This window comes from Geomonas sp. Red276, assembly GCF_054784495.1.
The window spans coordinates 39,590-56,751 of record NZ_BLXW01000013.1 but is presented as its reverse complement, the minus strand read 5'-3'; the positions used below and the strand labels follow the sequence as shown (position 1 = coordinate 56,751).

General features: G+C 61.3%; 7 protein-coding genes. All 7 read right to left on the bottom strand.

The features are described 5' to 3' along the window. Nucleotides 1-6 precede the first annotated feature (6 nt). The 7 genes from ACYVL5_RS10935 to ACYVL5_RS10905 all read right to left on the bottom strand — a co-directional run bounded on the left by ACYVL5_RS10935 (nucleotide 7) and on the right by ACYVL5_RS10905 (nucleotide 17,090). Complete coding sequence (locus ACYVL5_RS10935; RefSeq protein WP_460595606.1) at nucleotides 7-7,761, bottom strand: hypothetical protein; 7,755 nt, start codon at nucleotides 7,759-7,761, stop codon at nucleotides 7-9. A gap of 45 nt (nucleotides 7,762-7,806) precedes the next feature. After that, a complete protein-coding gene (locus ACYVL5_RS10930; protein ID WP_460595605.1) occupies nucleotides 7,807-8,547 on the bottom strand; it encodes a DsbC family protein in 741 nt (246 codons plus the stop codon). A gap of 110 nt (nucleotides 8,548-8,657) precedes the next feature. Further along, on the bottom strand, nucleotides 8,658-9,431 hold the full coding sequence (locus tag ACYVL5_RS10925; protein ID WP_460595604.1) for a DsbC family protein: 774 nt from the start codon (nucleotides 9,429-9,431) through the stop codon (nucleotides 8,658-8,660). Between the two features lie 206 nt (nucleotides 9,432-9,637). Then, the gene (locus ACYVL5_RS10920; RefSeq protein WP_460595603.1) at nucleotides 9,638-11,011 is read right to left on the bottom strand and encodes a sigma-54-dependent transcriptional regulator; all 1,374 of its coding nucleotides are present in this window, start codon (nucleotides 11,009-11,011) and stop codon (nucleotides 9,638-9,640) included. 148 nt (nucleotides 11,012-11,159) lie between these two features. Continuing rightward, the gene (locus ACYVL5_RS10915) at nucleotides 11,160-12,596 is read right to left on the bottom strand and encodes a sensor histidine kinase (protein WP_460595602.1); all 1,437 of its coding nucleotides are present in this window, start codon (nucleotides 12,594-12,596) and stop codon (nucleotides 11,160-11,162) included. Between the two features lie 112 nt (nucleotides 12,597-12,708). Further along, nucleotides 12,709-13,512 carry a prepilin peptidase gene (locus ACYVL5_RS10910; RefSeq protein WP_460595601.1) on the bottom strand — a complete coding sequence of 268 codons (804 nt, stop codon included), beginning with the start codon at nucleotides 13,510-13,512 and terminating at the stop codon, nucleotides 12,709-12,711. A 914-nt stretch (nucleotides 13,513-14,426) separates the two neighbouring features. Then, complete coding sequence (locus ACYVL5_RS10905; RefSeq protein WP_460595600.1) at nucleotides 14,427-17,090, bottom strand: valine--tRNA ligase; 2,664 nt, start codon at nucleotides 17,088-17,090, stop codon at nucleotides 14,427-14,429. Between the last annotated feature and the right edge of the window lie 72 nt (nucleotides 17,091-17,162).

The following is a 17,162-nucleotide window of genomic DNA, read 5'->3' as shown; positions in this document are numbered from 1 at the left end:
GAAACATCACTTCTCCTGCATGTGCAACAGTTTTTTGGTCGGCCCGGGGCGGTTCATACCGACCATGCCGGAGCCGGTCGGCGGGACGCCCGAGATCGGGCTGGCCAGCCTGCGCATGTTGTACCCCTGGTTGGTCGGGTTCTGGAACGCGGTGGCGAGCTGGATCTGCTTAAGGTCCCCGGTGGAGACCTGCAAGAGGATGCTCCCCTTCATGGTGGCCGCCAGCGGCTGGGCGCCCGTGTCGTACTTAAAGGCCCAGATGTAGGTCTGGCCTCCCACCCCGCACGGATCGGCAGTCGGCATCAGGGTACTGAAGAAGACCGTTCCGTTGGTGTTCGCGTTCGGGTTGGTGATGACCCTCTCCGCGTTGTAGGTGATGGTCGAGTTGTTCTGCACCACGTTCTCGGTGGTGGCCAGGTTGACGTACCACCCAGTCTTGGTCGATCCCAGCGTGGAGGCCGGAGCCGTCGACGCGTCCCCGGTCTGGTTCTGCAAGGTCGAGAGGTCGACCGAGGCGGTGCAGGTCGAAAGGAAGGCGTTGGACGGCCCGGTCGGGGTGAAGTCGGGGCCCGCCGTGTGCGCGGAGTAGCAGGGATCGGTCACCCCGTAGATCCTGAACGGCTCCGACACCGAGGCCATGTCGTTCTTGTAGAAGAAACGGCCGGACCCGAAGTACAGCCAGAGCTTACCGACCGCGCCGGTACCGTTGGCACCCCAGCGCGCGGCGGTATCCTGCAGCTTGGTCACCGAGGTGGTCACCGGCCCGATCCCGGTGACCAGGTCGCTGACCGTCCAGTGGCTGGGGTTGGGGTCCTGGTGGGTCAAAACGCGCAGCACCCCACCCTTGTTCCAGTTGGTCTGGGTGCTATCGGCCTGGACGTAGCCGACATAGAAGGCATCGTCGCTGTAGTTACGGTCGGTATCGATGACGGCGGTGGTCAGCGTCCCCGCGAAGGCATACGGAACATTGGTGACGATCTTGCCCGCCAGTTGCCCGGTCCCGATATCCACCACGAAGAGGGTAAGGTTCTGGTCGGACTTGCCATAGAAGGTGTGGGTGGTCGATTCGATCGGACCGGTGGGGCCGGAGCCAAAGACGGCGAACCACTTCCCATTCTTGGTCGCCCGGGTGTCTCCCGCAACGCCGATCCTGACCACCGCCGGCCCGGTGAGCGAGTAGCCGAGCTCCCCGCCGGCATTGAACTCCCAGAGAGGTTTGACGGCCCCGGGGTCGCTGCTCCCCGGCGGTATGGCGGGGTTGGTGACATCGAGAGCGAAGTAGGAGGAGTAGCCGATCCCGGAGACCGGGGTCTTGACGCAGGTGCCGGTGGCGACGTTGTCGGTGCAGGTGGCGGTCTGGTCACGCGAAGCGCCCCCAAGCCCCATACCGCCGATGAGGACGGTCCGCCAGCTCGTCTTGTCCATGTCCAGGTTCCCCGAGCCATCCAGGGTGGTCATCTTCTGGCACTGCTCGTAGTTGGTCGAGCTGCAGGTCGAACTGCTGGTGCTGGATACACCGATGCTCGCGTCGAAGAGGCTTACCGTGTTGTCGACGTAGTAAATATGGATGTAGTTGGGATCACCCAGGTACCTCAGGTACGGCAGGGCGTTCATCGGGATGTAGGCCCACTCCTCACGGCCGAGGTCGCTCCCGAGGCTGCCGCCGGAGGGGTAGGTCGCCAGCGACCCGTTGTACAGCATCCGCGCCTTCTTGTCGTTGTCGATCGCACCGGTCGCGGTGAACTGGTTGGAGACGTCGAGTACCCCCAGCCGGAAGGCGTGGAGCATCCCGTCGTTGCCCCCCACGAAGACCATCCCGCGGTTGAGATAGTTCTGGGACCCGGTAAATAGCGCGTACGATGAGTCGTTGAACCCCTGGGGCCAGGAGGCGGCGTAGGTGTTGAGCGCGAGGTTGGAGTCGAGTTTCGGGGTGGAGCTCACGATGTCCCCGAGCTTCCATTCACGCTTGCACCCTTCCGCATCGGTCCAGAGGCAACCGGGGATGGTCACTTTGCGGCTGCGGTAGTTGGTCTGGTCGATACCGGAGATGTAGTCCACGAGGGTGTTGGCGTCCCCCTGCGACGACACCTGCAGATACTTTTGGACGGTGGCGTCGTTGGTGAAGGTGCCGCCGCTGATGAACCTGGAGAATGCCTTGCCGTTGACCGAATCGACTCCGCTGCCTACCACGACGCCATCGGTGTTTGCCGTGCCGATCAAGGTAAAGATCTGGCGGGGGTCCGTGGTCAGGTTCCGGTCCCACAGCTTGCGTCCGGCTTTCCAGAGGCTGTTCAGGGTGTCGAGCGATGCGTTGCTCGACTGGGTCAGGAGGCTTGAGCCGTTGCCGAGGACGTCTTGCAGCAGCGTTACCGTCGCCTGGTTCTGGGTGTACCCGAAGTTCACCACGTAGTCCTGGGTGAGCGAGAGCTTGTAGTCTTGGTTGGTGTCTTCCCTGACCGTACTGTTCCCCAGGTACGGGTCCACGTAGAACCAGAGGTTCTGCAACTCGCCGATCCAGGAGGCCACGTCCTGCTGTTCCTGATTGTTACTGTCTTTCCAGGTATAGATCTTCTTCGGGAAGAACACCGCCTGCAAGAGGTTCGCCCCGCTACCCTGGCTGTTGTTGAGGATGGAGGCCGCGGTACCGGAGGCCGACGAGGTCGCGATCTTCTTGAAGGCGTCGCGCATGTTGGAGACCATCGACGGATAATCAGACGCCCAGTACATCGGGATCTTTCCGCCGCTGCCATAGTTGGCCGTGTTCAACATCAGGTTTTTCGGATCGCAGGCGCTGGTCGAGGTCGAGTCGGGCCCGCTGTAGGTGACGTAGGTGGTGACGTACTCGTTGTTGATGCTGTGGTCGGCAGCCTTGGTGAGATCCCAGATGTTGCGGTTGTAGGCCATGGAGGCCAGGGCGGCCACGTTGGTGCTCCCCTTGAAGTTGGAACAGAAGCTCGCGTACCTCGAGCCGGTCGGGTTGAGCGTACTGTTGGTGGCCAGGGTGTTCACGTGTGCGTTCTGGTCGGCGGTGGAAGCACCGTCAGTGATGATCAGGACGTTGTTGAGGTAGCAGCTCGCGGACGGCGGCTGCCTGGTGGCGTCGAAGTCGTTGGTCTGGAGCCGGGTCGGCTTGGTGTCGGCCAGCGAGGTGTTGGTGCTGTTGATCAGGTAGGCGAGCCCCTCGTAGAAGGTCTCCGCAAACGGAGTCCAGGAAGTCCCCTGGAGGTTGTCGATCACGTTGATAAGACCGGTGGAATGGTCGCCTATCGGGTCGCCGATGTAGCCCCCTGCGGGGATCTTCCCGCCGTCGGTCTTCACGATCACGTTGCAGGAGTTGGAGGCGCAGTCCGAGTTGATGTAGCAGGCCTTGCCGGTGTCGGAGCAGACCTTGGTGCAGGGGATGGGACTCGAGGTGTTGGTGACCCCGTCGTTACACTCGCTTCCGGCCCCGTCGTAGTTGAACGCGAGTACACCGAAGCCGATGTAGTTCTGGAACTCCTGGATGAGGCCGGTGGGCGCCTGCTGCTGGTAAGCCTTGGCGAGATAATCGGCGACCGCCGGGCCAAGGGCGTCGACGCCGGCATCGATGACGAAGGAGGGAAGATAGTTGGAGCCGGTGGTCGAGGTGGTCCCGCTCGGGTCGACAACCTGCTGGCTCTGCATCTGTCCGCAGAAGTCAGCCATCTGGTTGGCCTCGCAGGTGGCATCCCAGTTCCTTGACTTGGAGCAGTCGGTCACCCCGGGGTTGCAGCAGAATCCGAGGTAACCGGTATCCCTGCCGTTGATGAGCGGATGTTTGATGACCGAGGAGCAGATGGCATCCCCTCCCTGGTCGTTGACAATCAGCGTGGAGGCGATGGAGGGGTTGGAGCCGTAGTTGGTGGTCCAGTCGCTATTGCAGTCCATCTCGAGGGAGTTCATGTTGCCGTTACCGGACCCCTTGATACAGACATGCAGGGCATGGATGACCGAGTTGGCCTTGAGGTTGGTCCCACCCACCGGAGCGGCAAGACAGGTGTCAACCGAGCTCGAGTTGGTGAAGGCCGACGTGCAGGCGGTGATGTTGTAAGCGCCGTCGTAGATATCGATCCGGCTGGTTCCGTTTTGCACGACCGGGTTGACGTAGTCGGGATCGGAGGCGTTGGGGCCGCGGACAACGAAGGTGATGTTGGCCACCGACTCGAGAGTGTTTTGCCCCTGGGTGCTGGAGAGGACCTTCACGAAGCGCTTGCCCATGCAGCCGCGCGATTCCGCCACCAGGCTGTTGGAGGGGACGTCGAACTTGCCCCCGGTGAGGATCATCTTCTGGAGGTCGAACTTGGAGGTTACCAGGTAGTTGACGAAATTACCCCGGGCGATGAATCCGTTGACCACTGTCCCGTCGCCAAGGGTGACCGAGGCGATGGTCCTGGTCCCGCCCTGGCTGACCGGAGTGGCCCCTGCCCCGCCGGACATCTGTACGCAGAAGAAGGGGGTCCTGAACGTGCAGCTCGACGGCATGGTATCGCCGGCAGGAATGGCCTCGAACCGGCCGCTGGCCGTGTTGTAGCTGTAGTAGGTGTCCTTGGAGAAATATCCGTAATAGGTCACCGTGTCGTTGTAGGCGTTGTTGTCGTAGCACTGCCCGGTCGAGTCGTACTGGAGATCGTACTGGCTGGCGGAGTTGTCGATCATCAGCAGCAGGTTGGGGAGCACCGGCGACTGGACGAAGGGGGGAATGATCGAGTAGTTGCTGAGCTGGAAAACCTCCTGGGTGAAGGTAACCGTCACCGACGCATTCGACGTCACGTTGGAGAACGTATAGCTGCTTATCACCCCCTGGGACTGCGCGCCGTTGCTTCCGACGGTGACCGAGACGTCGCTTATGGAAGCGGGAGCGGTCGGAGTGAAGGTGAAGGTCGGGCTGCTGTTGCCGCAAACCACCTGTGCGGTCGGCGGAGTGACCGTGCCGGTGGCCGTGGTCCCGGTAGCGCTGACGATCTGGGACGAGATCGTGTAGAACGGGGTGAAGGTGGCCATCGCCGTCACGTTCGCGCGGATCGGAGGACTGGTGAAGGTGTAGCTCGTGAACTGCGGAGTGGATATTTCGGCCACCCCGCCGAAGTCGAGCCCGTTGACCACGAAGCCTGAGTTGGGTGAAACGGTGAAGGAGACCGGCTTTCCGTTGACCACGTTGATCACCTGCTGGGTCACCCCGGGAGCGGAGGTGCCGATGAACCCGCCCCCCGAACTCTGGTTGCACCCGCTCGTGGAGGTATTGACGGTTACTTGATAGACGGTGTCGTAGGTGACCGAAAGGGTGTGCCCGGTGGTCCCGACATTGGGAACCGTGTAGGTGCAGGCGTTGGTGTTGGAGTTACCGCTGACGGTGAAGTCGCCGTTGGGGCAGGCCACGCTTCCGGTGACAACATTGCCGTCGAATGAAACCGAACTGATCCCCTTTCCGGAGGGTGGGATGAAATAGAAGGTCTGTGAGGTGTTAAACCCGGCGTTGAAGCTGGTCGACACGATACTCTGGCCGTTGTAGGCGCCTACGGTGATGTCGCCCCCCCCCACCGTGGAGCCGACGATCCGCACGCTGTTAGCCGGTATGAAGCTGACCACCAAGGTCTGGTTGCTGCTCCCCATCGGGAATTGGTAGGAAACACCTGTGCAGGAATACCCACCAGGGTTGAGGGGAGTGTAGCTTGTGGAGGGATTGACCCCCAGCCACTGGACCGTATAGCCGGAAGCCGGGGTGACGGCGTAGGAGGCGGTGGTATTCTGCCCCCAGGTATTCGAGCCGTTGCAGCTGGTCACCGTCCCCCCCGTGGGGGTGAACACGCCGTTGGTCCATATCCTGGGGGTGACGGTCAGCGCGGAGGCGAAGTAGGCGGTCAGCGACTGGGCGCTCGTCCCCACGCTGAAGGTGTACGGACTGGCGCAGGTGTAGCCGCCTGCTGACGGGTTCAGCATCGAGGTGTACGGGCCGCCGGTCGGACCTGCCGAGACGGTGGTGAGCGCATAGCCGCTGGCGGGGGTGATGGCATATTGGGCGGTGGCGTTATCCGGCCAGGTGTCGCTGCTGCTTCCGGCCGGGCAGGCGGAAATGGTCCCCCCGCCGGAACCGGCTGGGTTATCGGCGACGCCGTTGGTGTAGGTGGTCTGGGTGACCGTGGTACCATGTCCCCAGTTCACCGTCAGCGTCTGGTTCGCGGAGTTCATCGGGAAGGTGATCGCCCCGCAGGCGGCCCCGGTCGACGAGCTGTTGTTGGTCGTAAACGTACCGGGGGAAAGGGAGACGGAGGAAAGCACCTGCCCGTTGGGAGGGGTGATGGTGTAGGAGGCGATCCCGCTGTCCGGCCAGGTGTTCGTGCACCCAGAGCCGCAGCAGGTGACGGTGCCGGTCCCGCCGACCTGGTTGATGGTAACCGTGTTGGTACCGTGGGAGTATAAGGCTGTCACCGTACAGGCCCCGGTAATTTTCCCGGTCGTGTAAGTGTAGTTGCCGCTGGTCGGTCCGGAGGTGGTGCCGGCGTCGCACCCGCCGGCGGTCCCGGTAAAGGTTACCGTGTAACCGGACACCACCGGGGAGGTGAACGAAACGGTCGAGTTGTAGGCCACGTTGGTCTTAGTCGCCGAGATGCTCGCTCCGGTGGGAGCCCCGGCCCCGAGGGCGGAGCTGACCGTGAAGGTCTGCACCCCGAGGTTGGCGGTCACCGTGCAGTTCTGGGTCGGCGTAACGCTGTAGGCCCCGCCCGTGGGGCCGGTCAGCCCGCAGCCGGTACTCTGGGTAACAGAGTTCACCTGGCACCCGGTGGAAGGGGTGACCGTGAAGGTGCCGCTGGTCCCGCAGGCGATGGAGGAGAAGGAGGCCGGGGTATTGTTGAAGGTCGCGGAGCAGCCGCTGGTCCCCGCGGAGGTGTTCTCAGTGACCGCGTAGTGGTTCTGGGAAAAGTTGGCCTGAACGGTGTGGTCGGAGGTGGGGTTGGCGACCGTGACCGAGTTACCGCTGACCGTGTAGTTGCCGCCGGTGGTCAGGACGTTGCCCCCTTCGGTGAAGTTGTTGAAGGTGTAGCAGGCATTTGTGGTCGAGGCGGTGAAGGTCTGGGAGCCGGTAGTTGGAATCTGCACCGACGTCGGGCTGACGGAGCTCCCCGACGAACCGTCCGTCTGGGCGGAGATGGTATAGACCCTGACGTAGGTCGCGGTGACGGTACAGGTGCCGGTGATGTTGCCGGTAGTGTAGGTGTTGGAGGCGAAGGTGCCGCTTCCACAGCCGTACGACCCCGAGAAGGAAACAATGTAATTGGTGATCGGGTTGACGGTAAAGGTGGTGGTCGTGTTGTAGTTGATGGTCTTGGAGGTGGGAGAGATTCCCGCCCCGGACGGCGCCCCCGATGCCACAACGGCATTGACCGTCACGGTGGTGGGCTTGATGTAGGCGACGACGGTGTTGTCGGTGACCGAAGCCGTGTAGGCATCGGTATAGGAGGAAGAACCGTCGCTGTTGTTGGTGATTTTCGTACTGTTGAACATGGAGGTCCCGTTCAACTTTATGTCGTAAATTGCGTACCCCTTGGCAATGACCACGTTGACGGACGCGGTGTGATTACCCGAGTAGCTGGCGGTACCAGCGATCTGGCTTGAACCGTAATCGCTTCCGGGATCTATGGAATAGGTAAAGTTGTAGGTTGTCGCCTCAGCCGGTGCGGTTCCAAGAATGCCCAGGGCAACCGCCACCAGAACCATCGTTACCAGCAACCTTATCGTATTCTTCATATCAGTCCTCGCCTTGACTTCAGCAATCCAACCCACTCGTGAAAGCTACAGGGAAATTAGTTTCTTCAACTCTACCGCGCTCTTTACCCCGGTCAGCACCCGCCCGTCGGGGAGCACCATGGTCGGGGTCCCGCTTACGCCGAGCTTCTCGCCCAATTCAAGCGAAGCGTCCACCGGAGCGCTCGGATCGTTCGCCCCGGGGGCCGGGATCGCTTCGCCGGCAAAAGCCTTGTCGAGCAGCTTCGGGGAGTTCTTGGCCAGGATCACCCGCGCCTTGTCGTACGCCTTCGGGTGCATCTTGAGCGGGAACATCTTTACGTAGATGGCGAGGTCCGGCTCCATCCCGACCAGCTTGACCAATTCCCAGTGCAACTGCTTGCAGTAGGGGCAATCTGGGTCGGTGAAGACGAACATCTTTTTCGCACCTGCCGGGTTGCCGAGGACGATGGAATCTTCCTTGGGAAGCGACGAGACATCGACCTTGGTCGGGCTCAAGGGGGGCCGCCTGACCTGCGCCCCCACGAGCGATCTCGTGGTGAGATCGAAAACCGGTCCCGGCATCAGGTGCTTCTTCGCGTGATCGAGGTAGGCCACCGAGCGCTCTCCACCCTTTTCCAGGATGAGCTCCCACATGCCGGAGACCGGAGCATCGTGAACTTCCTTGACGCTCACGCCAAGCCCGGACAGAAGAGTATTCGCCTCGCTCACTGCGAGGGTCTCGGCTCCCGCCAGGGTGACCGAAGCTGAAAACAGCAAAAGAGCCATCAGGCCCACCAGATACTTCAACACTGCCTCCTCAGGCGCCGCCGGCGCCTTGTGTACGAATCAAACTCCCCATCCCATCCTCACCCAGTTCCTCCCTTGAAGGGGAGGGGAGTTGGCAACAGGGGGTCGACTTACTGCAACAGGGCCTTGATGCTCTTGGCGTCCAAAACGCCGGGCTTCACGCGACCGTCGGCGAATACCAGGGTCGGGGTGGCGAAGATGCCAACCGATTCGGCATAGCGGATGTTCTCATCCACCGCGGCCTTTCCCTCATGGGCGCCGGGGGTGGGCAGGCTCTTGCCGGCATAGGACAGCTCGAGGAGCTTCAGGGATCTCTTCGCGATAATCAGCCTCGCCTTGTCGTAGGCGTGCGGATGGATCTTGAGCGGGAGGAGCTTGATATAGATGGTGAGGTCCGGCTCTATCGTCACCAGCTTCTTGAGCTCCTCGTGCATCTTGGAGCAGAAGGGGCACTCGGGATCGGTGAAGACGAAGAGCTTCTTGGACCCTTTGGGATTTCCCAGGATGACGGTATGGTCGGTAGTCAGCGTGGAGGGATCGAGGTGCTCCGCCGGTTTCTTGGCCGGGGGAGCTCCGCTGACGAGCTGGCGGGCTGCGATGTCATAGATCTGCCCGCCAATCAGGTATTTCTTGGAGTAGTCGAGGTAGGCAACGCCGGTGGTACCGTCCTTCTCCAGGGTCAGTTCATAGAGACCCCTTACGGCGGAAGGCTTGACTTCCTTGACCGTGGCGATCCCCTTCATGACCCCTTTGGCCTCGTCGAGGGTAATGGAATGGCAGGATGCGCAATCTCCACTGCATCCTTGCGACATGGCAAAGGACGGGGAAGCGAGGGCGACAAGAGCGAGGGCGGCTAAAATGACGAGACGAAACCGAAACAACATGTGATGCGTTCTCCTTACGGCATAAAGGTGCCGTTTTTCGGGCTGTCAGTTTGGCAGCAACTTCTATGCCACCTAAAACTCCGAGTTTTATCGAGGGGTAATGATCGTAGAAACAGATAGTTGTGGCAAAAGGGTACCACAGCGGGAGGAAATATTACTATGAAATCTTTTCACAACAGGTGACGCGTTACGCAAAAAGTGGTGACCTACCCCATGCCGTACTCTTTAAGCTTGTACAGCAACGCGCGGTGGCTGATTTCCAAAAGCCTCGCCGCGTGGGTGCGGTTACCTCCCGTCTGCTCCAAGGCCTTCGCAATGAGATCCCGCTCCAGTGCCTCGGCACCTTTCTTGATGGAGAGAGAACTCACGTAGTCGGTGGTCCGCCGCCCCATGCCGGCCGAGCGGCGGACGCTTTCGGGGAGACAGGAAAGACCCAGCTCCTTTGACTCGCAAAGCACGAGGCCGCGTTCGATGCAGTTCTCGAGCTCCCGCACGTTACCCGGCCACTGGTACCGCTTCAGCGCCTGGAGCGCCTCATCGGAGGGACGGACGCCGGGCCGGTTCATGGCGGTACCGTACTTGTTGAGGAAATGCTCGACCAGCAGCTCCACGTCCTCGATCCGCTCCCTCAGGGGAGGGATGGAGATGGTGAAGACGTTCAGCCTGAAAAAGAGGTCCTCGCGGAAGCGCCCCTCGGCGACCTCATCGGCCATGTTCCGCGACGTGGCCGAGACCACCCGCACGTTCACCCGCTGAGAGGTCGAGGCGCCCACCCGCCGGATCTCCTCCTCCTGGAGGACGCGCAGGAGTTTGACCTGCAAAGGAAGCGGCATCTCGGCGATCTCGTCCAAGAAGAGGGTTCCGCCGTCGGCCTGCTCGAAGAGTCCGGACTGGTCATGGGAGGCGTCGGTGAAGGCGCCCTTCACGTGGCCGAAGAGTTCACTTTCCAAAAGAGCGGCGGGAATGGCGCCGCAGTTGACCGCGACGAAGGGCCCGTCGCAGCGGGCGCCATGATAGTGCAGGGCACGCGCCACCAGTTCCTTCCCGGTGCCGGACTCCCCCTCGATGAGGACGGTGGTCTTGTGGCTGGCCAGCTTTTGAATCAGTTGGAAGACCTCGGCCATCTCGTCGTTACGGCTGATCAAGCCGTTGAAGCCCTTCCCTGCCTCCACCTGCTCACGCAGGCGCCGGTTCTCCGCCTTCAGGCGCTCGCGCTCTTCGGCCTTCTTCAAAACCAGAGAGATCTCGTCGCTGTTGAACGGTTTGGAGATGTAATCGTAGGCGCCGAGCTTCATGCATTCGATGGCGTCGTCGATTGAGCCGTAGGCGGACATCATGATGATCGTGGTTCCGGCGAGGTCCGCCTCAGCGCAGGAGGTGAGAAAGCGTCGGCCGTCCATGACCGGCATCTTGATATCGCAGAGGGTGAAATCGTACGCGGTCTCCCGCAGCCTCTCGAGGGCGTCGGCCCCGTTGGCGGCAGTATCGACCAGGTAACCCTGCTTCTTCAGCATCACCTGAAGCATATGGCGAAGGTTCTCCTCGTCATCCACGACGAGTATTCTCTTCTTATCAGGCATTTCTTGTACTCCGATGATAATGAACCCAAACAATGGAAGACGGATGACGCGGATAAAGGCGGATCAGGCAAAAACACTTAAGGTTAAAGACATTGTCTCTTAAAAGATTTATCCGCGTAAATCCGCTCAATCAGATTTGATCCGCGTTCTAGTTTTTATGTCTCTGAAAAGATTTATCCGTGTTCCATTGGTTCACCGGTATCCTCAAAACGAAGCTGCTCCCTTTGCCGAGCTCGCTATGCACGGTGATCCTCCCACCGCACGACTCGGCGATGCGGGCGGCAATGGCCAACCCGAGCCCGGTCCCCTTCCCCGGTTCCTTGGTGGTGAAGAAGGGATCGAATACCAGCGGCAAATGCTCCGGCGGCATCCCCACTCCGGTGTCACGCACCTCCATGAGGACTTCGTCCCCCTCGTTACGACCAACCAGCGAAAGCGTCCCCCCCTGCGGCATGGCGTCTCTCGCGTTCATGATCAGGTTGATGAGCAGTTGCTCCAACTGGTGGCGATCGGCCCGGATGGCAGGGAGTGCCGCTCCCGCCTCGACGTTCACCTCGAGCTGCTTGAGCACCCCCTGGTTTTCCAACAGCTCGACGATGTTCTCAAAAAGCGGCCGGACCTCAACCTCTTCGTGCACGGCCGGGCGCGGCCGCGAGAAATCGAGAAGGCCTCGCACGATGCGGTCGATCCTCCTGGCCTCCTCCCCTATCCGCCTCAGGTAATCCGACTTCTCCTCATCGCCTGAGAGCTCCTCCGCCAAGATGTCGGTGTATCCCATCACAGCGGCAAGGGGAGTCCCGATTTCGTGGGCCATCCCCGCTGCCAATAGGCCGACCGAGGCCATCTTTTCGGAGCGAATCGTTTCGTTGCGGGCCTCCAGCAGTTCCGCGTTGGCCCGGTTGAGGGAGGTGACCTTTTCCTCGACCTCCTCCTGCTTTTCCCTCAGGGCCATGACCATCAGGTTGAAGGAACTGGAGAGTTCGGCCACCTCGGAGCTCCCGGGGACATTGACCGTTCCCTGGAGGTCCCCGGCGGCGATCCGGCCGGTAGCGGAAAGCAGCCTGCGGATGGGGACCACCACGCTGCGTGATAAGAGGTAGCTGCCGAACAGCAGCAACAACAGGAAGTCGAGCGCGAAATAGGTCAGGAGCAGTTGGCGCTGCTCCTTCAACCGCTGCTGTTCGGTCGCCAGGGAAAAGGTAAGCCGGCCGGCCCCGACGATCTTTCCTCCGTCGATGATCGCCGCATAGCAGCGGCCGTAGCGCCCGTCCCGGGAGACCTGGAAGCCGGGGCGCCCGCCCTGGAGGACACTGTAAAGCTGCGGATCCCCGCCGCGCTTATCCTTGATGGAGAGCACCGTCTCTCCGTTGTCGCGCACGACCAGCAGCCCGTCGTACCCTTTCCACTTGGTGAGCTGGGCCAGGTAGCGGTCCGCCGCCGAACCGGGAGGAGGGGCCGTCAACGGGCGGGGGAGAAGATCGCCTACCGAGGCGAGCAGGGACTTACCCTCCTCCCCTTTCATGAGGTAAAGGTCGTTCTCCGCGGTCTTGAACGAGATAAGGGAGAGAAGTATCCAGGTGAGCACCAAAAGGGCACTCAAAGAGGCAAGGATGTGAAACGTGAGGGTAAAGCGAAAAGGTTTCATTGAGCCCGTTGTGCCGGTGCCTGGTCAGCACCGGAGACGATCCATCGGCAGACTAGCTGCCTATGTGCAGGTACCAGTAGATGATCCTTTTCCCAAAGAAGACGAAAATGAGCGACGCCCCGGCCAGGAACGGGCCGAAGGGTATGGCCAGATTGGAATCCTTCTTCTGGGCCAGCATTACGCTGATGCCGATGACCGAACCGAGAAGGGAGGCCACGAAGATGATGAAGAGTACCCCCTGCCAGCCGAAGAAGGCGCCCATCATGGCCAGCAACTTGATGTCCCCTCCCCCCATGCCATCCTTTTTGGTGATCAGCTGGTAGCCAAAGGCGATGAGCAGCAGGCTCCCTCCCCCGGCCAGGATGCCGATCAGCGAGTTGAGCCAGCCAAACCCCGGGAAGAGGAAAGAGATGCCGAATCCGGCGACGATGCCGGGAAGGGTAATGATGTCGGGAAGGATCTGGTGCTCGAGGTCTATGAAGGTCAGCACCACCATCGTGCAGGTATATACGAAGAAAATGGCGAAGATCAGCCCCAGCCCGAACTTCCAGAAAAGAGCCACCGTCAAAAGGCCGTTCAGCAACTCGACGATCGGGTACTGGAGCGAGATATGCTCCCCGCATCCGCGGCAGCGCCCCCTCAAGAGGAGATAACTCACGATGGGAACGTTATCGTACCAGCGGATCTGGTAGTCGCAGTTGGGGCAGTGGGAGGGGGGAAAAACCACCGACTCGTGGTTGGGAAGACGATAGATGCAAACGTTGAGAAAGGATCCAACCACCGCGCCGAGGACAAACGCAATAGTGGCACCGACGGCAAACTGCGAGCTGGCTAACAGGGCAAGGGGAAGTTGCAAAGAAGACCTCTTGGCATTCAAATGAGAAAACTCGCGTAGTATGACAGAAAGAGCTGTCGGTTTCAAAGAAAATGCTTGTCGTTCCGCGGGAGAGGACTCATCGTCCTACGGACGGGATACCTGGTCTTGGGCAGGAGATGCTCGGCCGCGGCAAAGGCATCCTCGGTCCTGCGAAGAGGATGTCTGGACCTGCGAACGGCATCGTTAAGCCTGCGGTCGGAATGGTTCCGCCTGCCAACAGGATGGTTGGTCCTGCGAAAGCGATGGTTGGTCCTGCGAAAGCGATGGTTGGTCCTGCGAAAGCGATGGTTGGTCCTACGAAGGGGATGGTTGGTCCTACGAAGGGCTTCTTGGGGCTTGCGAAGTAGACGCTTCGGTCATTCAAAGGCGTGCTCGGTCCCGTGAAAGGGATCGTTGGTCGTCCGAAGACGACATTTTCGTGCGGGCAAGGGGATCTTTGGTACTTTGAGGTGGGCACTTAGTCCTGCGATGGGGGCGGTGGCCTCCACCAATGGCAATCTCAGGTTTGCCGATTGCGATGGTGAAGGTGAAGATGGTCGACATTTCGGTGAGGGGCAAAGCAGGTGAGACGCTAGGTACCTTTCACAAGACCAACTATGGCCTTCATAAGACTAGCCATCGCCTTCACAAGACTGACCATCGCCTTCGCAAGACTGCCCATCGCTTTCGCAGGACTGACCATCGCCTTCGCAAGACTGCCCATCGCTTTCGCAGGACTAACCGTCGCCTTCGCAAGACCAAATACGCAACAGCGTGGTCTTGCCGCTCGTTCGGTAGGGGGGCGCCCTGTGCATGCGCGGTCTTTGCACCGTCATCACCGGCTGGTCAAGGGGATTGATGGAACCACCGATACGGTGGGCACCGAGTGCCCACCGCACGGTAGAGTTGCGGCGTTACTTGAGGCGCTGGATCTTGACCAGGTTCTCTTCGAGGAGCTTCTTCTTGTTGGCGAACTCGGTGACCTTCTCGCGCTCCTTCTCGACCACGTCGGCGGGGGCGCGCTCCACGAAGCTCGGGTTCTCGAGCTTCTTCGAGAGGAACTCGATGTCCTTCTCGATCTTGGCGATCTCCTTGTTGAGACGCTTCTCCTCCTCCTCGACGTTCACCAGCCCCTTGAGCGGCACGATGATCTCCACGTCTCCGGCCACCTGCAGAGAGGCCTCGGCCGGACGCTCGACACCCTGCCCGATGGCGAGATCGGAGAGACGGGCGAGGCTCATCACGTAGACCTCGTTGCGCTTCAAGAGGGCGAGGCTCTCGGCGGACTTGCAGTCGAGCAGCGCCGCGATCTGCTTGCTCGGCGCCACCTCCATTTCGCCCCTGATGTTCCTGATCCCCTTGATGACGTCCATCACCAGCTCCATCTCGCCTGCGGCGGCGGCAAACGCTTTCCACTCTTCGCGCGGCGTCGGGTAGCTCGCGATCATCACGCTCTCCTCCTCCGAGGTCCTCGGAAGGGCCTGCCAGATCTCCTCGGTGATGAACGGCATGAACGGGTGGAGCAGACGGAGGAGGTTCTCCAGCACCATCCAAAGTACGTACTTGGCGGTGGCCTGGCGGGCGGGATCGCCCTTGTAGAGGTCGTCCTTGGCGAGCTCGATGTACCAGTCGCAGAACTCACTCCAGGTGAAGCGGTACAGCTCGTTCGCCGCCTCGTTGAAGCGGAAGTTGGTGAGCGCGTCGTCGACCGAGGCGGCCGCCTCGTTCAGCCGGAAGAGGATCCACTTGTCGGCGTTGGTGAGCTCCAGCGTGGCCGGATCGATCGCCTTCGGGTCGAACCCTTCCAGGTTCATGAGGGCGAAGCGGGAGGCGTTCCAGATCTTGTTGGCGAAGTTGCGGTAGCCGGCGATGCGCTCCTCGGCGAGCTTGATGTCGCGCCCCTGGGCGGCGAAGGCGGCCAGGGTGAAGCGGAAGGCGTCGGTGCCGTAGGCGTCGATCACGGTCAAGGGATCGATCACGTTCCCCTTGGACTTGCTCATCTTCTGCCCCTGGGCATCGCGCACCAGGGCGTGGATGTAGACGTCCTTGAAGGGGACCTCGTCCATGAAGTGAAGCCCCATCATCATCATGCGGGCCACCCAGAAGAAGAGGATGTCGAAGCCGGTGACCAGCGTGGAGGTCGGGTAGAAGGCCGAGAGCTCCGGGGTCTTCTCCGGCCATCCCATGGTCGAGAACGGCCAGAGGGCCGAGGAGAACCAGGTATCGAGGACGTCGGTCTCCTGGCGGATCTCATCGGAGCCGCACTTCGAGCAGCAGGCCGGATCCTCCTTGGCGACGGTGACGTGGCCGCAGTGGTCGCAGAACCAGGCGGGGATCCGGTGCCCCCACCAGATCTGGCGGGAGATGCACCAGTCGCGGATGTTCTCCATCCAGTCGTAGTAGGTGTTCTCCCACTGCTGCGGGACGATCTTGGTCTTTCCTTCCTTGACCGCGGCGAGCGCACGCTCGGCCAGGGGCCCCACCTTCACGTACCACTGCAGGGAGAGGTACGGCTCGACGACCGTTTTGCAACGGTAGCACCCCCCCACCGACAGCGCATGGTCCTGGATCTTCTCGAGCAGGCCGCCGGCCTCGAGGTCGGCCACCACCTGCTTGCGGGCGGCGAAACGGTCCATCCCTTCGTACTGCTTGCCGGCGGCGTTGACGACGCCGGACTCGTCGAAGACGTTGATCTTGTCGAGGTTGTGCCTCAAGCCCACCTCGAAGTCGTTGAAGTCGTGGGCCGGGGTGATCTTCACCACGCCGGTCCCGAACTCCATGTCGACGTAGTCGTCGGCCACCACCGGGATCTCGCGGTTCACGAGCGGCAGGAGCACCTTCTTCCCGATGAGGTGCTTGTAGCGGTCGTCGGCCGGGTTGACGGCCACCGCGGTGTCGCCCAGCATGGTCTCCGGACGGGTGGTGGCCACCACCACGTACTCGTCGCTCCCCACCACCGGGTAGCGGAGGTGCCAGAGGTTCCCGGCCTTATCCTCGTGCTCGACCTCGATGTCGGAAAGCGCGGTGTGGCAGCGCGGGCACCAGTTGATCAGCCGGTTGTCGCGGTAGATGAGCCCCTCGTCGTAGAGGCGGACGAAGACCTCGCGCACGGCCTTGGAAAGCCCGGCGTCCATGGTGAACCGCTCGCGATCCCAGTCGCAGGAGGCGCCGAGCCTTTTGAGCTGGCCGATGATCTGCCCGCCGGACTCCCCCTTCCACTTCCAGACCCGCTCGATGAACCCTTCGCGCCCGAGCTCGAAGCGGTCCTTCCCTTCGGCGGCCAGCTGGCGCTCCACCACGTTCTGGGTGGCGATACCGGCGTGGTCGGTCCCCGGCATCCAGAGGACGTTGTAGCCGCTCATCCGCTTCCAGCGGCAGAGGATGTCCTGCAGGGTGTTGTTCAGCGCGTGCCCCATGTGGAGGACACCGGTGATGTTCGGGGGAGGTATGACGATGCTGTAGCCCGGTTTGTCGGAAGGAACGGTGGCATGGAAGTATCCCTTCCCTTCCCACTCCTGGTACCATCTCTGTTCTACGCTCTGCGGCTCGTATACCTTTTCCAGCTCTCGTTTTGCCATTCTACGCTACCTCGTATGTAATTCACTGCAAATTGACATGGCTATTGGTGACGAGTTTTTATATCGCCGTTT